At 62.8% G+C, this 14,857-nt stretch carries 12 protein-coding genes; 3 read left to right on the forward strand and 9 right to left on the reverse strand.

Annotation, left to right across the window (positions count from 1 at the left end):
* The first annotated feature begins 64 nt into the window (after window positions 1-64).
* The 3 genes from EI290_RS13300 to EI290_RS13310 all read left to right on the forward strand — a co-directional run bounded on the left by EI290_RS13300 (window position 65) and on the right by EI290_RS13310 (window position 3,050).
* Complete coding sequence (locus tag EI290_RS13300; RefSeq protein WP_125431076.1) at window positions 65-1,015, forward strand: alpha/beta fold hydrolase; 951 nt, start codon at window positions 65-67, stop codon at window positions 1,013-1,015.
* Window positions 1,016-1,021: 6 nt separating this feature from the next.
* On the forward strand, window positions 1,022-2,059 hold the full coding sequence (locus EI290_RS13305) for a sensor histidine kinase (RefSeq protein ID WP_125431079.1): 1,038 nt from the start codon (window positions 1,022-1,024) through the stop codon (window positions 2,057-2,059).
* Between the two features lie 211 nt (window positions 2,060-2,270).
* On the forward strand, window positions 2,271-3,050 hold the full coding sequence (locus EI290_RS13310) for a LytR/AlgR family response regulator transcription factor (RefSeq protein ID WP_125431082.1): 780 nt from the start codon (window positions 2,271-2,273) through the stop codon (window positions 3,048-3,050).
* On the opposite strand, the gene EI290_RS13315 is transcribed toward EI290_RS13310, so the two are convergent.
* From EI290_RS13315 to EI290_RS13355, 9 genes are all read right to left on the reverse strand, one after another.
* Window positions 3,047-4,948 carry a PAS domain-containing hybrid sensor histidine kinase/response regulator gene (locus EI290_RS13315; RefSeq protein WP_125431085.1) on the reverse strand — a complete coding sequence of 634 codons (1,902 nt, stop codon included), beginning with the start codon at window positions 4,946-4,948 and terminating at the stop codon, window positions 3,047-3,049. The genes EI290_RS13310 and EI290_RS13315 overlap by 4 nt on opposite strands.
* A 221-nt stretch (window positions 4,949-5,169) precedes the next feature.
* The gene (locus tag EI290_RS13320) at window positions 5,170-5,967 is read right to left on the reverse strand and encodes a LytR/AlgR family response regulator transcription factor (RefSeq protein ID WP_125431088.1); all 798 of its coding nucleotides are present in this window, start codon (window positions 5,965-5,967) and stop codon (window positions 5,170-5,172) included.
* A 192-nt stretch (window positions 5,968-6,159) separates the two neighbouring features.
* Window positions 6,160-7,230: a sensor histidine kinase gene (locus EI290_RS13325; protein ID WP_125431091.1), complete on the reverse strand. Its 1,071-nt coding sequence runs from the start codon at window positions 7,228-7,230 to the stop codon at window positions 6,160-6,162.
* Between the two features lie 92 nt (window positions 7,231-7,322).
* Window positions 7,323-8,033, reverse strand: coding sequence for a hypothetical protein (locus EI290_RS13330; RefSeq protein WP_125431094.1), 711 nt, complete (start codon window positions 8,031-8,033; stop codon window positions 7,323-7,325).
* Between the two features lie 629 nt (window positions 8,034-8,662).
* Window positions 8,663-10,855 carry a TonB-dependent receptor gene (locus EI290_RS13335; protein WP_125431097.1) on the reverse strand — a complete coding sequence of 731 codons (2,193 nt, stop codon included), beginning with the start codon at window positions 10,853-10,855 and terminating at the stop codon, window positions 8,663-8,665.
* Window positions 10,856-10,967: 112 nt separating this feature from the next.
* Window positions 10,968-11,711, reverse strand: a complete 744-nt coding sequence (locus tag EI290_RS13340; protein ID WP_246008950.1) for a phosphodiester glycosidase family protein — start codon at window positions 11,709-11,711, stop codon at window positions 10,968-10,970.
* The gene (locus EI290_RS13345) at window positions 11,711-12,262 is read right to left on the reverse strand and encodes a 2OG-Fe(II) oxygenase (protein WP_125431100.1); all 552 of its coding nucleotides are present in this window, start codon (window positions 12,260-12,262) and stop codon (window positions 11,711-11,713) included. Before EI290_RS13345 ends, EI290_RS13340 begins: the two co-directional genes overlap by 1 nt.
* Before the next feature lie 30 nt (window positions 12,263-12,292).
* Window positions 12,293-14,293 (reverse strand): tetratricopeptide repeat-containing sensor histidine kinase, encoded by a 2,001-nt coding sequence (locus EI290_RS13350; protein WP_125431103.1) that lies wholly within the window; start codon window positions 14,291-14,293, stop codon window positions 12,293-12,295.
* A 111-nt stretch (window positions 14,294-14,404) separates the two neighbouring features.
* Window positions 14,405-14,827, reverse strand: a complete 423-nt coding sequence (locus tag EI290_RS13355; protein ID WP_125431106.1) for a ribosomal maturation YjgA family protein — start codon at window positions 14,825-14,827, stop codon at window positions 14,405-14,407.
* Window positions 14,828-14,857 lie beyond the last annotated feature (30 nt).

Genomic DNA, 14,857 nt, shown 5'->3' on the forward strand with positions numbered 1-14,857 from the left:
ATGTTTGAAGCAGTTAACCACTTAGCATCTGCCTCTCCCATTCTACTTCCTACTTCCTACCCCCATGCTCCGCTTCTCCACCTCCGTCCTTCACTCTCGGTTTCTGCTGCTACTCGCGCTGCTGGTGCTGGGCGTTACTGCCCAGGCCCAGAAACAGCCTACGCTGGGGGCCGGCCCCCGCACCGTTCTTACTTCCGACTCGGTGAAACTGTTTGTGCAGGTAGCGGGCAAGGGCACGCCCTGTCTGTTTGTGCACGGCGGGCCGGGGGCAGGCAGCTACTCATTTGAAAAGCTGGGCGGCAACCGGCTCGAGGACCAATTGCAGATGGTGTACCTGGACCAGCGTGGCAGTGGACGCTCGGGCAGCAGCCGCTCCAAAAACTACTCCATGGCCCGTATGGTGCAGGATCTGGAAGAAGTGCGCCAGCAACTAGGCGTGCAGAAATGGGTGGTACTGGCCCACTCCTTCGGCGGCACCATTGCCACGGCCTACGCCCGGCAGTACCCCCAGCGGGTACAGGCCCTGGTGCTCACCAACGCGGTGCTGAACCCGGTAGCCGGGCTGGATAGCATGGTGGCCTACGGTAGCAGCCTACTGCCCGCCGCCGCCCGACCTGCCCCCGGCCTGCCTTCCATGCAACGGTTTGGGATGGTAATGGGGGCGCTACAGCAGCAGAAACTAGCCGGCCAACTGCAGTTTTCCCACGACTCCCTGGCCGCCCGCGCCATGCGCGCCAGCCGCGCCGTATCTGGCAATCCGGAGTTTGCCCAGCAGGTGTTCAGCGGCCGGCTGGCTGATTACGGCCAGGATTACGCCCCCGCCACCGCTCAACTCACAATGCCTGCGCTGGTAATCCTGGGCACAGACGACCGGACAACAGGCGCTACGGCGGCTTCCTATCGGTTTCCGCGTAAGCAAGTAGTGACGCTGCCGGGCAAGCACAATTCCTTTCTGGAGCAGCCAGCGCAGTTCCGGAAGGCAGTTGTTAGCTTCGTGCAGCAGCTTCCCCGCTAAATCTCCATGTCAACCACTGCCCAGCGCCCGGCCTACCTCAACGATAAGTGGTTTTTGTTGCTGGGTATTCCGGTGCTGGGTGCGTTAGTGCTGCTGCCGCGCGGGGCCTTGCGGGTGCGCTCCTGGCAGGAGCTGGTAGTGGCCTGGGGCATTTCAACGACTATTACCAGTATATTCTGGTTGCTGGGGCGGGCGCTATGGCGCTACCTGTTTCGGCGGTTTCCGCGGGTAGAGCAAACCCGGCAGCGCCTCTGGTGGCTGGCCTTTACCAACACCACCGTGGCGGCGCTTACTACCCTGGGCATTGGGAAGGTGGCCGCCTACCTGCAGCACGGCCACTTAACCTGGTCCGCATTCTGGTTTGAGTTTGGGCTGAATATGTTACCCACGGTGGTGGTACAGCTCATTTATGAAAGCTGGAACTTCTTCCGGCAGTGGGCCGACAACGTGCGCCGCACCGAGCAGCTGCAGAGCGCCAATACCCGCAGCCAGCTGGAAGCCCTGCAAAGCCAGCTTGATCCGCACTTCCTGTTCAACTCGCTCAATACCCTTTCGGCCCTCATTGAGCCCGATAACGAGCCCGCCCAGGACTTCGTGGAGCAGCTCTCGGATGTGTACCGCTACGTGCTGCTGGCCCGCGACCAGCCCACCGTACTGCTACGCGAGGAGCTGGCTTTTGTGGAAACGTACCTGGCCCTGCACAAAGCCCGCTTCCGCGACAATCTGCGGGTGTGCTGGCAGGTACCCGCCGCAGCCTACGCGGCTCGGGTGGCGCCCCTGAGCGTGCAGCTGCTGGTGGAAAACGCCCTCAAGCACAACGTGGCCTCCCGGGAGCATCCGCTGGAGCTGGAACTCTCCGCTGACCCTGCCACCGGCTACTTTACCGTGCGCAACACCCTGCGCCCCCGCACCGCCGGCCTCGCCCCCGGCACTGGCACCGGCCTGCGCAACGTGCGCCACCGCTACGAGCTGCTGCAGGCCCCCCAGCCGGTGGCCGTAACGCAGGAAGCCGGTTGGTTTGAGGTGCGGCTGCCGTTGTTGTGAGTAGTGAGTAGTGAGTAGTGAGTAGGAACGTCATTCTGAGCGAAGCCGAAGAATCTCTACCGCTTTATATAGTTGCCATGACAGGTTTGTTGTAACGTTAGGACCCAAGATTCTCCGGACACTGGCCTGATACGCCACATGCTCAGCATGACGATCCTACTTCTGCCCTTCCACTCTGTTCTCCTGGCTTCTCGCTCCTAACTCCTCTACAATGACCGTTCTGCTGCTCGAAGACGAATACCCGGCCGCCGAGCGGCTGCAACGGCTGCTGCGCCAGGCGGCCCCCGAGGCCCAAGTAGTGGCCGTGCTGGATAGCGTGGCCGGTGCCCTGCAGTGGCTGGATACGTACCCTGCGCCCGACCTCATTCTGAGCGACATTCAGCTGGCGGACGGGCTGAGCCTGGAGGTGTTTGAGCAAACAGTGGTGCGCAGCCCGGTTATCTTCACTACGGCTTATGATGCCTACGCCATCCGGGCCTTTAAGGCCAATAGCGTGGACTACCTGCTGAAACCCGTGAAGCTGGCGGAGTTGACGGCTGCCCTCACCAAGCTGCAGGAGTGGCGCACCCCAACCACCGCCCCGCCCGCCCCCGACGATACCGCCCAGCGCCTGGAGCGCCTGCTCGATGCGCTGCCCCGGCCGGAGCGGCAGTTCAAAACCCGGTTTCTGGTGCGCAGCGGCGAACAGCTGCTGCCTCTGGCCGCTGCCCAGGCCGCCTGGTTTCAGAGCCGACACGAAACCACTACCCTCTGTACTCTCGACGGCCGCCGCTTCGTGGTGGAGTACACCCTGGAGCAGCTTGAAAGTCTGCTCGACCCGATGCAGTTTTTTCGCCTCAACCGCCAGCTCCTGGCCCAGCTGCCCGCCGTGCAGCGCCTGCACCCGCACTTCAACGGCAAGCTGCTGGTGGAGCTGCAGCCTGCTCCCAGCGAAGAAATTTTTGTGAGCCGGGAAAAGGCCGGGGCCGTGAAGAGCTGGCTGGAGGGCTAAGCGAGCAGGGCAGTCAGGGTCTGGAAGAGCACTTCCTCCTCAAAAGGCTTGGAAATGCAGGCGTTCATGCCGGCAGCCAGATACTGCTGGGCACTTTCCTCGAAGGCATTGGCAGTGAGGGCCACAATGGGCACTTGGGCAAGTTGCGGATCGGGTAAGGACCGAATGGCCGCCGTAGCTTCAACCCCACTCATACCCGGCAGCTGAATATCCATCAGCACTACATCGTAGCGCTGCCGGGTAGCGGCGGCCACACCCGCCGGACCATCTTCGGCTTCATCCAGCTCCACGCCCCACTCCTCCAGCAACATGCGCGCTACCAGCCGGTTAATATCGTTGTCTTCTACCAGCAGCACCCGCTTGCCCTGTAGCTGTTGGGTAGCCACCGGGGTATGTTCCGCAGCCGCAGGCAGCAGCTGGCCGGCCCGGGGCAAGGTAAGCTGGAAGGAGAATGTGCTACCCTTACCCAGCTCACTTTGCAGGCGCAGCTGCCCGCCCATCTGTTCTACCAGAGCCCGGCTGATGGTCAGGCCCAGGCCCGTGCCCCCAAACTGGCGCGTGGTATCGGCGTAAGCCTGCGTGAACGACTCAAAGATGCGCTCCTGCTTGTCGGGGGCAATGCCTACGCCGGTGTCGCTTACCCGAAACTCAATGGTGAGGTAATCCTCCGTTTCGGCTACCTGGTAGGCTCCGGCATGAATGCTGCCACCAGCTGGAGTGAATTTGATGGCATTGCTGAGCAGATTCAGCATGATCTGGTTGATTCGGAACGAGTCGCCGATTACCTCCGGGTGCGGGCAGGTTTCGCGCAGGCGGTTGCCTCCCACGCTAAGCCCCTTTTCAATGGCCTGCAGCGCCAGCGGCTGCGAGGCCTGAAACATTGCCTCGCATAAATCGAACGGTTCAGGAGCCAGCTCCAGCTTGCCGGAGGTGATTTTGGCCATATCCAGCACGTCGTTGATAACTTCCAACAGGTGCTTGCCTGAGCTACGGATGATACCGACCAGTTCCTGTTGCCGCGGGTTGAGGGCCGTTTTTGCCAGCTGCCCGGCAATCCCCAGCACCCCGTTCAGGGGAGTCCGAATTTCGTGGCTCATGTTGGCCAGGAAGTTGGCCCGGGCCTGGGCCGCCGCTTCGGCTTCTTCGCGGGCCTGCTTCAGCTCGGTTACATCGGTGCTGATACCCAGTACATGCGGAAGGCCGTTCGCCCAGGTCAGAGGCCGTTTTACCGTGTGTACCCACCGCACCTCTCCCGAGGGCAGAAGCACTTGCTGGTCCAGCATTAGCTCTTGGCCGGTACGCAGCACCTGGGCATCGGTGGCGGCGTAGCTGGCCATGTTCAGCACCTGTTGCTCGGCAATGGCGGGCACCGGCCTGGTAGCTTCTAACCGCGCCAGGGTATCCTGAGTAGCCTGATTAGCGTAGGTGTAGCGGCCAAAGGAGTCGCGCACGTATACCATACTGGGCAGCGAGTTCAGCACCTGCTCGGTAAAGGTTTGCTGAGCAGCCCGCTCATTTTCGGCCTGTACCCGTTCGGTTACTTCCACAATGTATAGGGTAGCCGACTCAAGGTCAGGGCTGGGTACGGTGCACAGCGTAAAATGCCGGTTTTGGCTGCTCACGGCATGTTTCTGCTCGTTGCCGGTGGCCAGGGCTTCCTCCACCCAACCTAGGGCCTGGTCGCGCAGCTCATCCATGGCGGCAGCCCCCAGCTCGTCGCGGAGGCGTAGGGCCGCCGGGTTGGCGTACAGCAACGTACCGTTGGGGGCCAGGCAGTATACCGGATTCGGGTTGAGGGCCGACATCTGCACCAGCCGCTTTTCCGCGGCCAGAGCTTCCTCCAGGTGGCGAATGAGGGCATGAGCTTCGGCTAAGGTAGCGGGCAATTCGGCAGGCATACGGAAGGAATGTAGAACCAGAGCGGGCGGACGGTGCACCTGGCCTGGAGGACCCGGGCACCTGCAAAGATCATACGCATTCCTGAGTAACTACCAATACTCCCCATATTATCCTAACGCCAGTTTGCGGGCCGCCGCTTACCTGCTGCCTCTTGAATTGCCCGGTCAGTACCCCATTCTCGGCGGGTGGCCAAGCCCACACAATTTTCCTCTCGCTCTACTCACCGATCCAGCCAGGCCTTAAAAGCCGACACTTTTTCGCGGCTCACCAGCACGGTGTCGTTGTCGGGGGCGGTGGGCTTGAGGATGGTTTGCAGGCGGGAATTGGTGTAGTGAATGATGTCGTGGATGGCCTCGGCGTGGGCCAGGTAGGCGCGGTTGAGGCGGAAGAACTCCAGCGGATCGAGCATGCCTTCGAGCTGCTCCAGGGTGTAATCGACCACGAAGCGGCGGCCCTCGCGGGTGTGCAGCAGCGTCACTTTTTCCAGGCTGGCGAAGTAGGCAATCTGCTCCACCGGAATGGCCTTCAGATGCTCGCCCACCCGCACCACGAAGCGCGACTTGTACTCGCGGGCGGGCTGGGCCTGTTGCAACATGCGCGTGAGCAACGCAGCATCGAACTGGGGCGCAGCCTGCTGCTGCTGGCGGCGCAGCTTGTCGAGGGCGGCCGTCAGCTCCTCCGGGTCGATGGGCTTGAGCAAATAGTCCACGCTATTCACCTTGAAGGCCCGCAGCGCGTACTTATCGTAGGCGGTGGTGAAGATGACGGGCGTGCGGATTTCCAGCCGCTCGAACAGCTCGAAGCTCAGCCCGTCGGCCAGGTGAATATCCAGAAACAGCACGTCGGGCGGGGCTGCTTGCAGGCTTTGCAGCAGCGCCACGGCCTCTGCCACCGACTCGGCCGTACCGATTACCGCTACCGGCTGCGGGTGTTTTTTCAGCAAACCAGCCAGCCGGGTAGCGGCCAGCGGCTCGTCTTCCACAATCAGGGCACGTAGCGGGGTAGCAGGTGAGGTCATAGGCGAAAGTAGGATGAAAAAAGCAGGTTTGCGGAGGACAACAGAACGTCATGCTGAGCGAAGTCGAAGCATCTCTACCGCTTCGTTGCAATGCGAATCAGTTAGCCAGAAATAGAGATGCTTCGACAAGCGGACGCCAGATGAGCATGACGTTCTGTTGTGTTTTCAGGCACCACCCACCGGACCGGGGCGCTATTGTAGCTCCAGCAGCGGCAGCGTTACGACAAACTCGGTGGGTGTTTCGGTGATTACCACGGGGCGGGGCGAGAGGAAAGCGTAGCGGGCCTGCAGGTTTTTCAGGCCCAGTCCCGTCGATTCGCTCTCGGCCAGGCGGCGGGGCTGGCGGCTGTTGCGCACGGTGAGCGTAGCGGCCGCTTCATCCAGGGTAATACTGATGCGCAAGGGGTTGCGCTGGGAGGTGGCATTGTGCTTGAGGGCATTTTCCAACAGTAGCTGCACGGCCAGCGGGGGCACCAGCCAGGTATCCAGCGGGGCCGTGGCCGTCAGGTGGCGCTCCACCTGTACACCCTCGCCCAGGCGGGTACCTTGCAGAAAAAGGTAGGCGTCGCTGAACCGCATTTCCTCGGTCAGCGGCACCACCTCCTGATCCTGGGAGTCGAGCACGTAGCGGTATACCTGGCTGAGCTGGCGGATGAAACGGGTGGCGCGGGCCGGGTCATGTCCTTCCACCAGTGAGGTGAGGGCGTTAAGCGAGTTGAACAGGAAATGCGGGTCGAGTTGCCGGCGAAGGGTGTCGGCCTGGGCCTGGGCGTTTTCCTTTTCCAGCCGCTGGGCCTGCACCGATACCTCTCGCCAGCTCAGCAGAAACGAGCGGCTGTGCATAAACAGCGACACAATAAGCGTGATGCCCAGCGGCACGGCAAACGCCTGCCAGCGGATGCTCCAGAGCGGCTTATGAAAGTACCCCACCCGAAAGGCCGTGGTAACCACAAAAATAACCAACAGAGAGGCCACCAACGATACGGCCACCGTAGTCAGAAAGCGCCGCAACGGATTCTGCGTCCAGTCGACGTAGCGGTTCAGCAGCTCGGAGGGCAGGCCATTGGCCAGCCACAGCCCGGTGGTATAGCAGAAGTTATAGCCGAACGTAACCAGAAAATCCTCGCTGGTAATGGCGCAACCCGGGCAGAACAGAAAGCTCAACCCCAGAGAAAGGGCCAGCATGATGCCCAGCATTTTTAGCCAGTGCTGCTGCCGGGGATAATGTTTGCCCAAAACGGCGGAATACTGATTAACGGGCATGGGCAGAAATGTGAAGGAGGCGAAAAATACCGAAAAAAGGGTGCTCCCGGAGGTGAAGCGACCCTTTTTTCGGTGTTAGGCAGGCAGGAAGCTTACTTGGCGGCGGCAGTGGTGGTGTCATACTTTTTCAGGCGGCCCAACACCTGCCGCTCGCCCCAGTTGGGGGCCAGGGCTGAGGCGGGCTTGAAGGCAGCAAAGCGCGTTTTGGCTTCTTCATAGAGCGGCTTGGCCACCTCGGCCCCGCCCCCGAACATGGCGGGCGTGTAGTACACGTTGTTGGCTTCTACCAGGTAGATGCGCGGGTTGGCGGGGTTGAGCTTCTTGGCCTGGGCCAGCGTTTCTTTCACCATACCCGAATACTTCATGGAGCGCAGCATCGGCGACACGCCCAGCCGGGCCTGGTAGAGGTAGCTCTGCAGCACCAGCAGCTCCGATTCGTCGCCGCCCAGCTTGCGGGCCTGGGCCAGGGCGGCTTCGGCGCGGTCGAGGTAGCCGTCTTTCACGTCGCCCTCCTCCTGGCTCACAAAGCAGGTGATGACGCGGGCGTAGGCCTGGTAGTAGCGGGGCAGCCAGTCCTGAGGAGCCACGGTGGCGGCGCGGTCGAGCTTGGCATCCACCAGCTTCAGCTTGGCCACGTCGCCGGTATTCATCAGCTCCTGAATGGTAGCTCCGAGCAGGGCGGCGTAAGAGCCAGCCGGGGCGGCGGCAACGGCGGATGTTGGGGCGGCCGCGGGAGCAGTGCTCTGAGCTAGGGAGGCGAGGGAGGCGGTTACGCAGGCGAAGGTCAGCAGGGCAGTTTTCATATCAGCAAGGGGGTTTGTGGTGGTTGATGCTTCAAAGGTGCACCCCGGCCCCCACCCCCGAAATTCGCCGTTACCGAAGCGTCGGATTTACCGGATGAAGCGTTGGTTTTTGGGTAGTTTCTGGTTTCTAGTTGCTGGTTGCTTGTTGCTGGTTTCTAGTTGCTGATTTTGCGTGGCAGTAAGCAGTAGTGAACGGGGCATTGTGCGGGTGAACGGGGCATTGTGAGGACATCAGCAGGCATTGTGAGGATGTCAGAGGGCGTTATGCATATGTCACCCGACGTTGTGCGGGTGACAACGGCTTCTGTACTGGTGACAACGGCTCCTGCTCAAGTGACAACGGCTTCTGCACGAGTGACAACGGTTGCTGCACGAGTGACAACGGCTTCTGCACGAGTGACAACGCCATCTGCCTGGGTGACAAGGGGCCTTGTCACCCAGGCAGATGGCGTTGTTACCTCTGTCATCCTCTATCCAGCATCAACGAAGCGAAGGACCTTCTCCCGCCAGAACGGCTCAGCGAACCTCCGCGCAATCCTCCGCGAACCTCAGCGGGAACCAACGCCAGAACGTTCTATCGTAATAAGGTCCTTCGCGGGGCTCAGGATGACAGTTCCACCCACCCAAAACTACTCCGGCCGCTCGTTCACGTTGCCGGGGTGTTTCTTGTTGATGGAGACGAACACACCCAGGAATACCATGCGGGGCGCGGTGGGTCCGATGGCTACGCGGTTGAGCTGGCCGCTGGCGTCGGGCTGGCTGGCGTAGCGGTAGCCGAACACATTGGGGCGGCCCAGCACGTTGTTTACGGCGGCGTGCACCACCGTGTATTGCCCAAACAGGCGGGTGATGTAGCTGGCGTTCAGGCTCAGCTCCTGGTAGCTGGGCAGGCGGCCCTGGTTGTAGCCGGCCTCGGGGTGGTTCAGGTCGTGGTAGCGGCGGGGGCTGCCGTAGCTGGCCGTAGCCCCGAGCAGCGTGTGCAGGCGGTTCACCCAGTATTTGCCCACTACCGATACGTTGTGCCGGGCCGCGAAGGTGGGCACGGCCGCCACGGGGTCGTGGCGGTACTGGCGCCGTGTGTCGAGGAAGCCATAGCTCAGATAGTACTCCAGCTTTTTGATGGTTTTCCGGTCGCGCCACAGCACATCCAGGCCCCGGGCGTAGCCGCTGCCGTCAGAGGTGTAGCTGAAGGGGTTGCGCGGGGCGCGGCCATCGAAGCGGGTGAGGTGGCGGTAGGTTTTGTGGTAGGCCTCCACTTGCAGCAGCTGCCGGTCGTGGGTGTACTGGTAGGTAAGCACCGAGTGGGCCGCCTGCTCGAAGCGCAGCCGGGGCTGCACCAGCAGCAGGGCGTTGTCGGGGGTTTGGTAGAAGTGCCCGTAGGCCCCCGACAGGGAGCTGTTATCGGAGGTCTGGAAGGCCAGGGCCAGGCGCGGGGCGGCGTTCCAGCGGCCCAGCAGGGCCGAGTACTCGGTGCGCCCGCCCAGGCGGCCCGCCAGCCGGTCGGAGAGCTGAAAATCGGACTCCACGAAGCCGGCGGCCCGCTTTTCACTGAACTGCGGCGTGTACACGGTGGCTTCGGCCACGTTGGGCTGCACTTGCTGCCGCAGCTGCTGGCCCAGCACCTCGGCCCCCACTTTCACGTTCCAGCGGGCCGCCGCCGAATCGTTGATGAGCACCACCCGGCCCACCACGGCCTGCTCCACCGTATGCAGGCGCACCGCGTCGGGGCGCAGCTGCTGCTGGTCGCGGCTCAGGGCCAGGCCCGTTTGCAGGCTCCAACCGCGGCGCAAGGGGCTGCGGAAGGTGGTGTTGAGGTAGCCGTTGCCGTTGCGCAAATCCACCGTCTGGGTACCGGCCGGCTCGGGGCTGGGCTGCCCGATGCGGAACTGCTGACTAGTCCAGGTACCGTACACTTTCAGCATGCCCGCCGGCCCGGTGCGGTGGTGCAGGGCCACCGAGGTAGCCAGCCCGCGCGGAGCCCGGTCCCAGCGCACGTTCTGAGGCAGCAGGCCGGTGTAGGGCGTCAGATTGGTGTAGTCGGCGGTGAGGGCCAGGGAAGTCTGCTCCCAGCGCTTGGTGCGCGAGGCCCCAAGAAACACCGAAGTGGCCGAAAGTCCGGTCTGGGTTTCGTGGGCCAGGTCGGTGGAGTTCAGCAGCAGCACACCCGACAGCGCCTGCCCGTACAGGGCCGAGTAGCCGCCGGTGCTGAACACGGTGCCTTTGAACAGGCTGGGCGAAAACCGGCCCCGGGCCGGCACCGCCGCCACGGTAGCGTTGTAGGGGTTCTGCACGGGCAGCCCATCGAGGTACACCTTGGTTTCTGAGGCCGCCCCGCCCCGCACGAACAGCATGCCGTCCTCGCCCACCCGCGTGGTACCGGGCAGCGTGTTGAAGGCCGCCGCCACGTCGGCCAGGGCACCGGCGGTGGTTTGCACGTCGCGGGTGGTGAGGGCGGCGCTGCGGTGCTCGTCGCTGGCCTCGAAGGCCCCAGCCGTCACAATCACCGAGCCGAGGGCGTGGGGCGTGCTTTTCAGCGTGAGGGCCAGCGCCAGGGGCCGGCCAGCCAGCTCCACGGCCCGCTCGGTGCTGATGAAGCCCAGTAGGCTGGCCTGCAGCACGTAGCTGCCGGCGGCCTGGGTTTCAAACCGGAACCGACCCACCGAATCGGTACTGGCCCCGTCGAAGGTGGTTTTGAGAAACACGTTCACACCCGGCAGGGGCTGGCCCGCCGCGTCGCGCACGGTGCCGCTGAGGGTGGTTGATTGAGCCCGCAGGCCGAGGGCAGCGGTGAGCAGCAGCAGGCAGAGGAGCAGTGGTTTCATGGCGGTAGCAGCGAAGTGAGACCCAAAAGTGAGCCGCCGCCGAAGCCCATGAAACTTGCCGTTACCGAAGCGTCGGATCAGGGGGATGAAGCGTGTGTTCCAGGCCGGCCACTCACTTCCCGGGTTCCGTCACGGCCATCATTACCCCAAAGTCCCCATCTGTCTGCTGCCAGCCTTGGGCGGGCAGGTAGGTGCGGGATACAAAGCCATCTAGGTACAGAGCATTGCGGCACCCCAGCTGCCGGAAATACTGGGCCAGCTCGTAAAACGTGACTTTCTGCCGCGACATCACCCACACCACCCGCCCATCGGGCCGTACGCCTACTCCGTTGCGGATGTGCCGGTTGCCGGACTGCTTCCGAAACGCCGGATGCAGCTGCCCCTCCAGCACCAGTAGCGGCCCCGATTGGGTAGCGTACTGCACCTGCCGGACGCGCGAAAAATCGGGAGTAGCACAGACGCCCGCCCGGCGCTGGGCGGTGAGGTAGAACACGCCGTTGGGCCGCAGGTAGAAGTTGCCGGGGCCACTACCGGTATCCAGCGGGGTGCGCACCCGCCCCGCTTCCACCAACAAGCCCACGGGCATGTTACCGGCTTTGTACATGCCGCCGTTGCAGGCAAATACCAGTTGCTGCCCCCGGTCCTGCAGCCAGGTACGCAGGCGGCCCAAACTGCGCAGGGGCTGGCCAGCCTCATCTTGCCAGTACATAGCCACAGTCTGGCGGCCGGGGTCGGCGGTGTAGGTCAGGAAGCGGGCCGCGGCGGCCGGTTTGGAGGAAGTCGTCGGCTCGCAGGCATTGAGCAGGAGCAGCAGAGCAGCCACAACCAGCGTTGCACCTTTTAGTCTGGCAAGCACTAGGCCTCCTGAATGCGGTACATTACATCGGTTCGCAGCACGTACTTTACGCCTTGCGTTACCTCGCTACCAGCATGGTACAGGTTGTGCAGAAACACCAGCGCCATTCCTTGCTTAGGTTGTATCTGCAACTTTTGAAAGGTGGTGTCACCACCCTGGAAATTATCGTTGAGGTAAATCATGAACGTGTAATAACTCGCTTCGGTCTCGTTCCGAATATAGCTTTCATCGAAGTGGCCCTTAAACTGGTGGCCCCGCTGGTAACGGTAAAACCGAAACAGCTCGTTTAGTCCCACCGCCTGGCTGTTACCAAGCTGCGCCGGCAAAAACGGCTGTGCCTTCGCCCATAGTGCGTGGGCCATGTCTTCGTTTTTATAGAATGCCCGGTTGTTATTCCGAACCCCTATATGCACCCGGCTTCCGCTGGCAGTATTCACTGTAGCCAGCTCGTACCCGATATTTTCGCTTAGCACGAGGTAATCCAGACACTCTTTGCGGGTTAGAAAGTCTTCAATAGTGAAGATGGAGTCGGTAATTCGGGTTAATTGCATCGTAGAATATAGTAAACGTAGGTGTAAGCATTACGCGGTGCCGGCAGGTAGCGTGAGCCAGAAGGTGGTTCCCTCGCCCACCCCCGACTCTACCTGCAAGCTGCCCTGGTGGCCATTCACCACAATATCGTGAGCCAGAGAGAGGCCCAGGCCGGTGCCTTCGCCCACGGGCTTGGTGGTGAAAAAGGGCTCAAAAATATGCTGCTGCACCTCCGGGCTCATACCGGCGCCGTTGTCGCGCACCCAGAGCTGCAACCGTCCTTCGGGCAGGTGGCGGCTGCCTACCTCCAGCACGGCCTGATATCCGGCTCCCGCCGTAAGCTGGCGCTGGTGCAGGGCATGGAGTGCGTTGGTGCAAAGATTAAGCAGCACCCGACCCAAATCCTGCGCCACCACGGCCACCTCGGGCAGTTCGGCGTCAAAGGCGGTGCGCAGCTCGGCCACGAAGCCGGGCAGCTGCTGCTGCACTGCCTCGTAGGCCAGCAGCAGGTTTTCCTGGGCCAGGTGGTTGAGACTCACGAGCTGCCGGGGCTGCTGGCCGGTGCGGGCGTGTTCCAGCATACCTTTGATGATGGCCGTGGCCCGCTGTCCGTGCTGGCTGATGTTTTGCAGGTTCTGCTTGAGGCCATCCAAGATTTCCCGCTCCAGCCGCCCGTCGCGGGCCAGCTGCTGGGCCCCGTTAATTTCGTCTACCAGCGTGGTACTCACATCGGCAAAGCGCTTCACGAAGCTCAGCGGGTTTTGCAGCTCGTGGGCCACACCGGCCGTCAGCTCCCCCAGAAACGCCATTTTCTCGCGCTGCACCAGCATCAGCTGGGCCTCTTTCAGCTCCGCCAGGGAGGTTTGCAGGGCGGCGTTGGTGTGCTGTTGCTGCCGGTCGTGGCGCACCAGCAGGCCCAGTAGCAGCAACAGGCCGCCTACCCCGGCCAGCAGGCCGTAGGTTTGGTAGCGGCCCCGCAGGGCCTGCTGCTCGGCGGCGGCTTGCTGCTGCTGCTGGCGGTCCAGGTAGTCTACATTCTGCAGGCGCATCACTTTCTCCTGCCCGAACAGCGTATCCTTCATGGCTACCAGCAGCTTCTGGTAGCGGAAGGCGCTATCCAGCTGGCCGCGCTGCTCAAACTCCTGGGTAAGTACCACGCTGGCATTGAGCACGCCCCGCAGAAAGCCGTTGGCCCGGGCGGCCTGCGCCCCCAGCCGGGCGTAGTAGATGCTGGAGTCGGGCTGGTTGAGCTGCTGATACAGGGCGGCCATGCCCAGGTAGGAGAAGTTGAGGCTGCGCAGGTGCCGCCGCCGCTTCGACTCCGCTATGCTGCGGCGGTAGTAGCCCAATGCCTCCGGGAAGCGGGCTTGCTTGCGGGCTACATTGCCCAGCCCGTACAGGATGTAGTTGGTAGAGGAGTGCAGGCGCTGCGCCAGGGCATAGGCCCGCTCCTGGAAATAGGCCGCTGAATCCGTCTGATTGTACAGGTCGTAAGCCAGCCCGATGTTGCTCAGGTCTACCACAATGCGCCGCTCGTCCCGGAGCAGGCTATCCAGCCGCAGGCCCTGAAAATAGTAGGATAGGCCCAGCTGCCGGTCGCGCAGGTACACGTAAATAATGCCGATGCTGCGCAGATTCTGGGCCTGCAAAGTGGTATCCTGCACCTGTTCGGCCAGGCGCAGGGAAGTCTGGAACAGCTCCAGGGCCCGGGCCAGGTTACTCTCGCGCAGGGCCGCGCCCAAGCGGTTGAGAGCAGCCCCCTCGCCCCGGCGGTTATGGGTGCGCCGGGCCAGCGCCAGGGCCCGCCGGGAGTAGCGGGCCGCCGCCTCCGTATCGGAAGCCCACAGCTGGTCGCTGATGCGGCACAACAGCTGAATGCGGCTGCTGTCCGATTGGGGCTGGCGCTCCAGAGCCTGCAGGCTATCGAGGGTAGAATGCCACAGCGGCTTGCGGCCCTGAGCCAGCGTCAGCACGGGCAGTAACAGCAGGCACGCCAGCAGGCACCGCCACCGGTCAAACTTCAGACAAACAATAGAAAGCAGGTTGGGCACAGCACTTCAGCTCACCGCTGCCAGTCAGTGGGAATCAGGCAGCTGAACAGTACGCAAATATCCATTAAAAAACCTGAACCATTGCTGCCCCACCGGGCGGGCCGGGCCCAGTTACCGGAGTTGAGTATTCCCGGCTGCCCGGCTGCGGAACCAGGCATGGGCGGCCAGCTCACCTGCCATTCCGGTCAGTACTCCGGCGGCGTAGCACAGCAAGTCGCTCCACAGGAAGCCGTGGCCCAGTGCCAATGCCCCCAGGGTGGTGGCCCGGATGGCCTGCAGCCAGGTCGGGTGCCACAGCTGGCTGATTTCGATGCTCACGGCCAGGCCAAACGCAGCGGCTCCGGCTTGCCAGCTGCTCCAGCGGGGCCGCACCAGGCCCGTTAGCCAGAACACCAGCAACGCCCAAAGCGTGTCGCCAGCGTAGCGGGCCACCACCAGGGGCAGCCACCCCGCAAAGCGTCGTGAGGCCAGCCCCAGCCCCAGCGTGGTGGCCAGCAGCAGCACATACACGCCAAACGGCCGGGACAAGCGCATATCAGAAAAGCTTTTGGGGGTGAGCAGCAA

It is taken from the genome of Hymenobacter metallilatus (assembly GCF_003944705.1).
Classification (GTDB): domain Bacteria; phylum Bacteroidota; class Bacteroidia; order Cytophagales; family Hymenobacteraceae; genus Hymenobacter; species Hymenobacter metallilatus.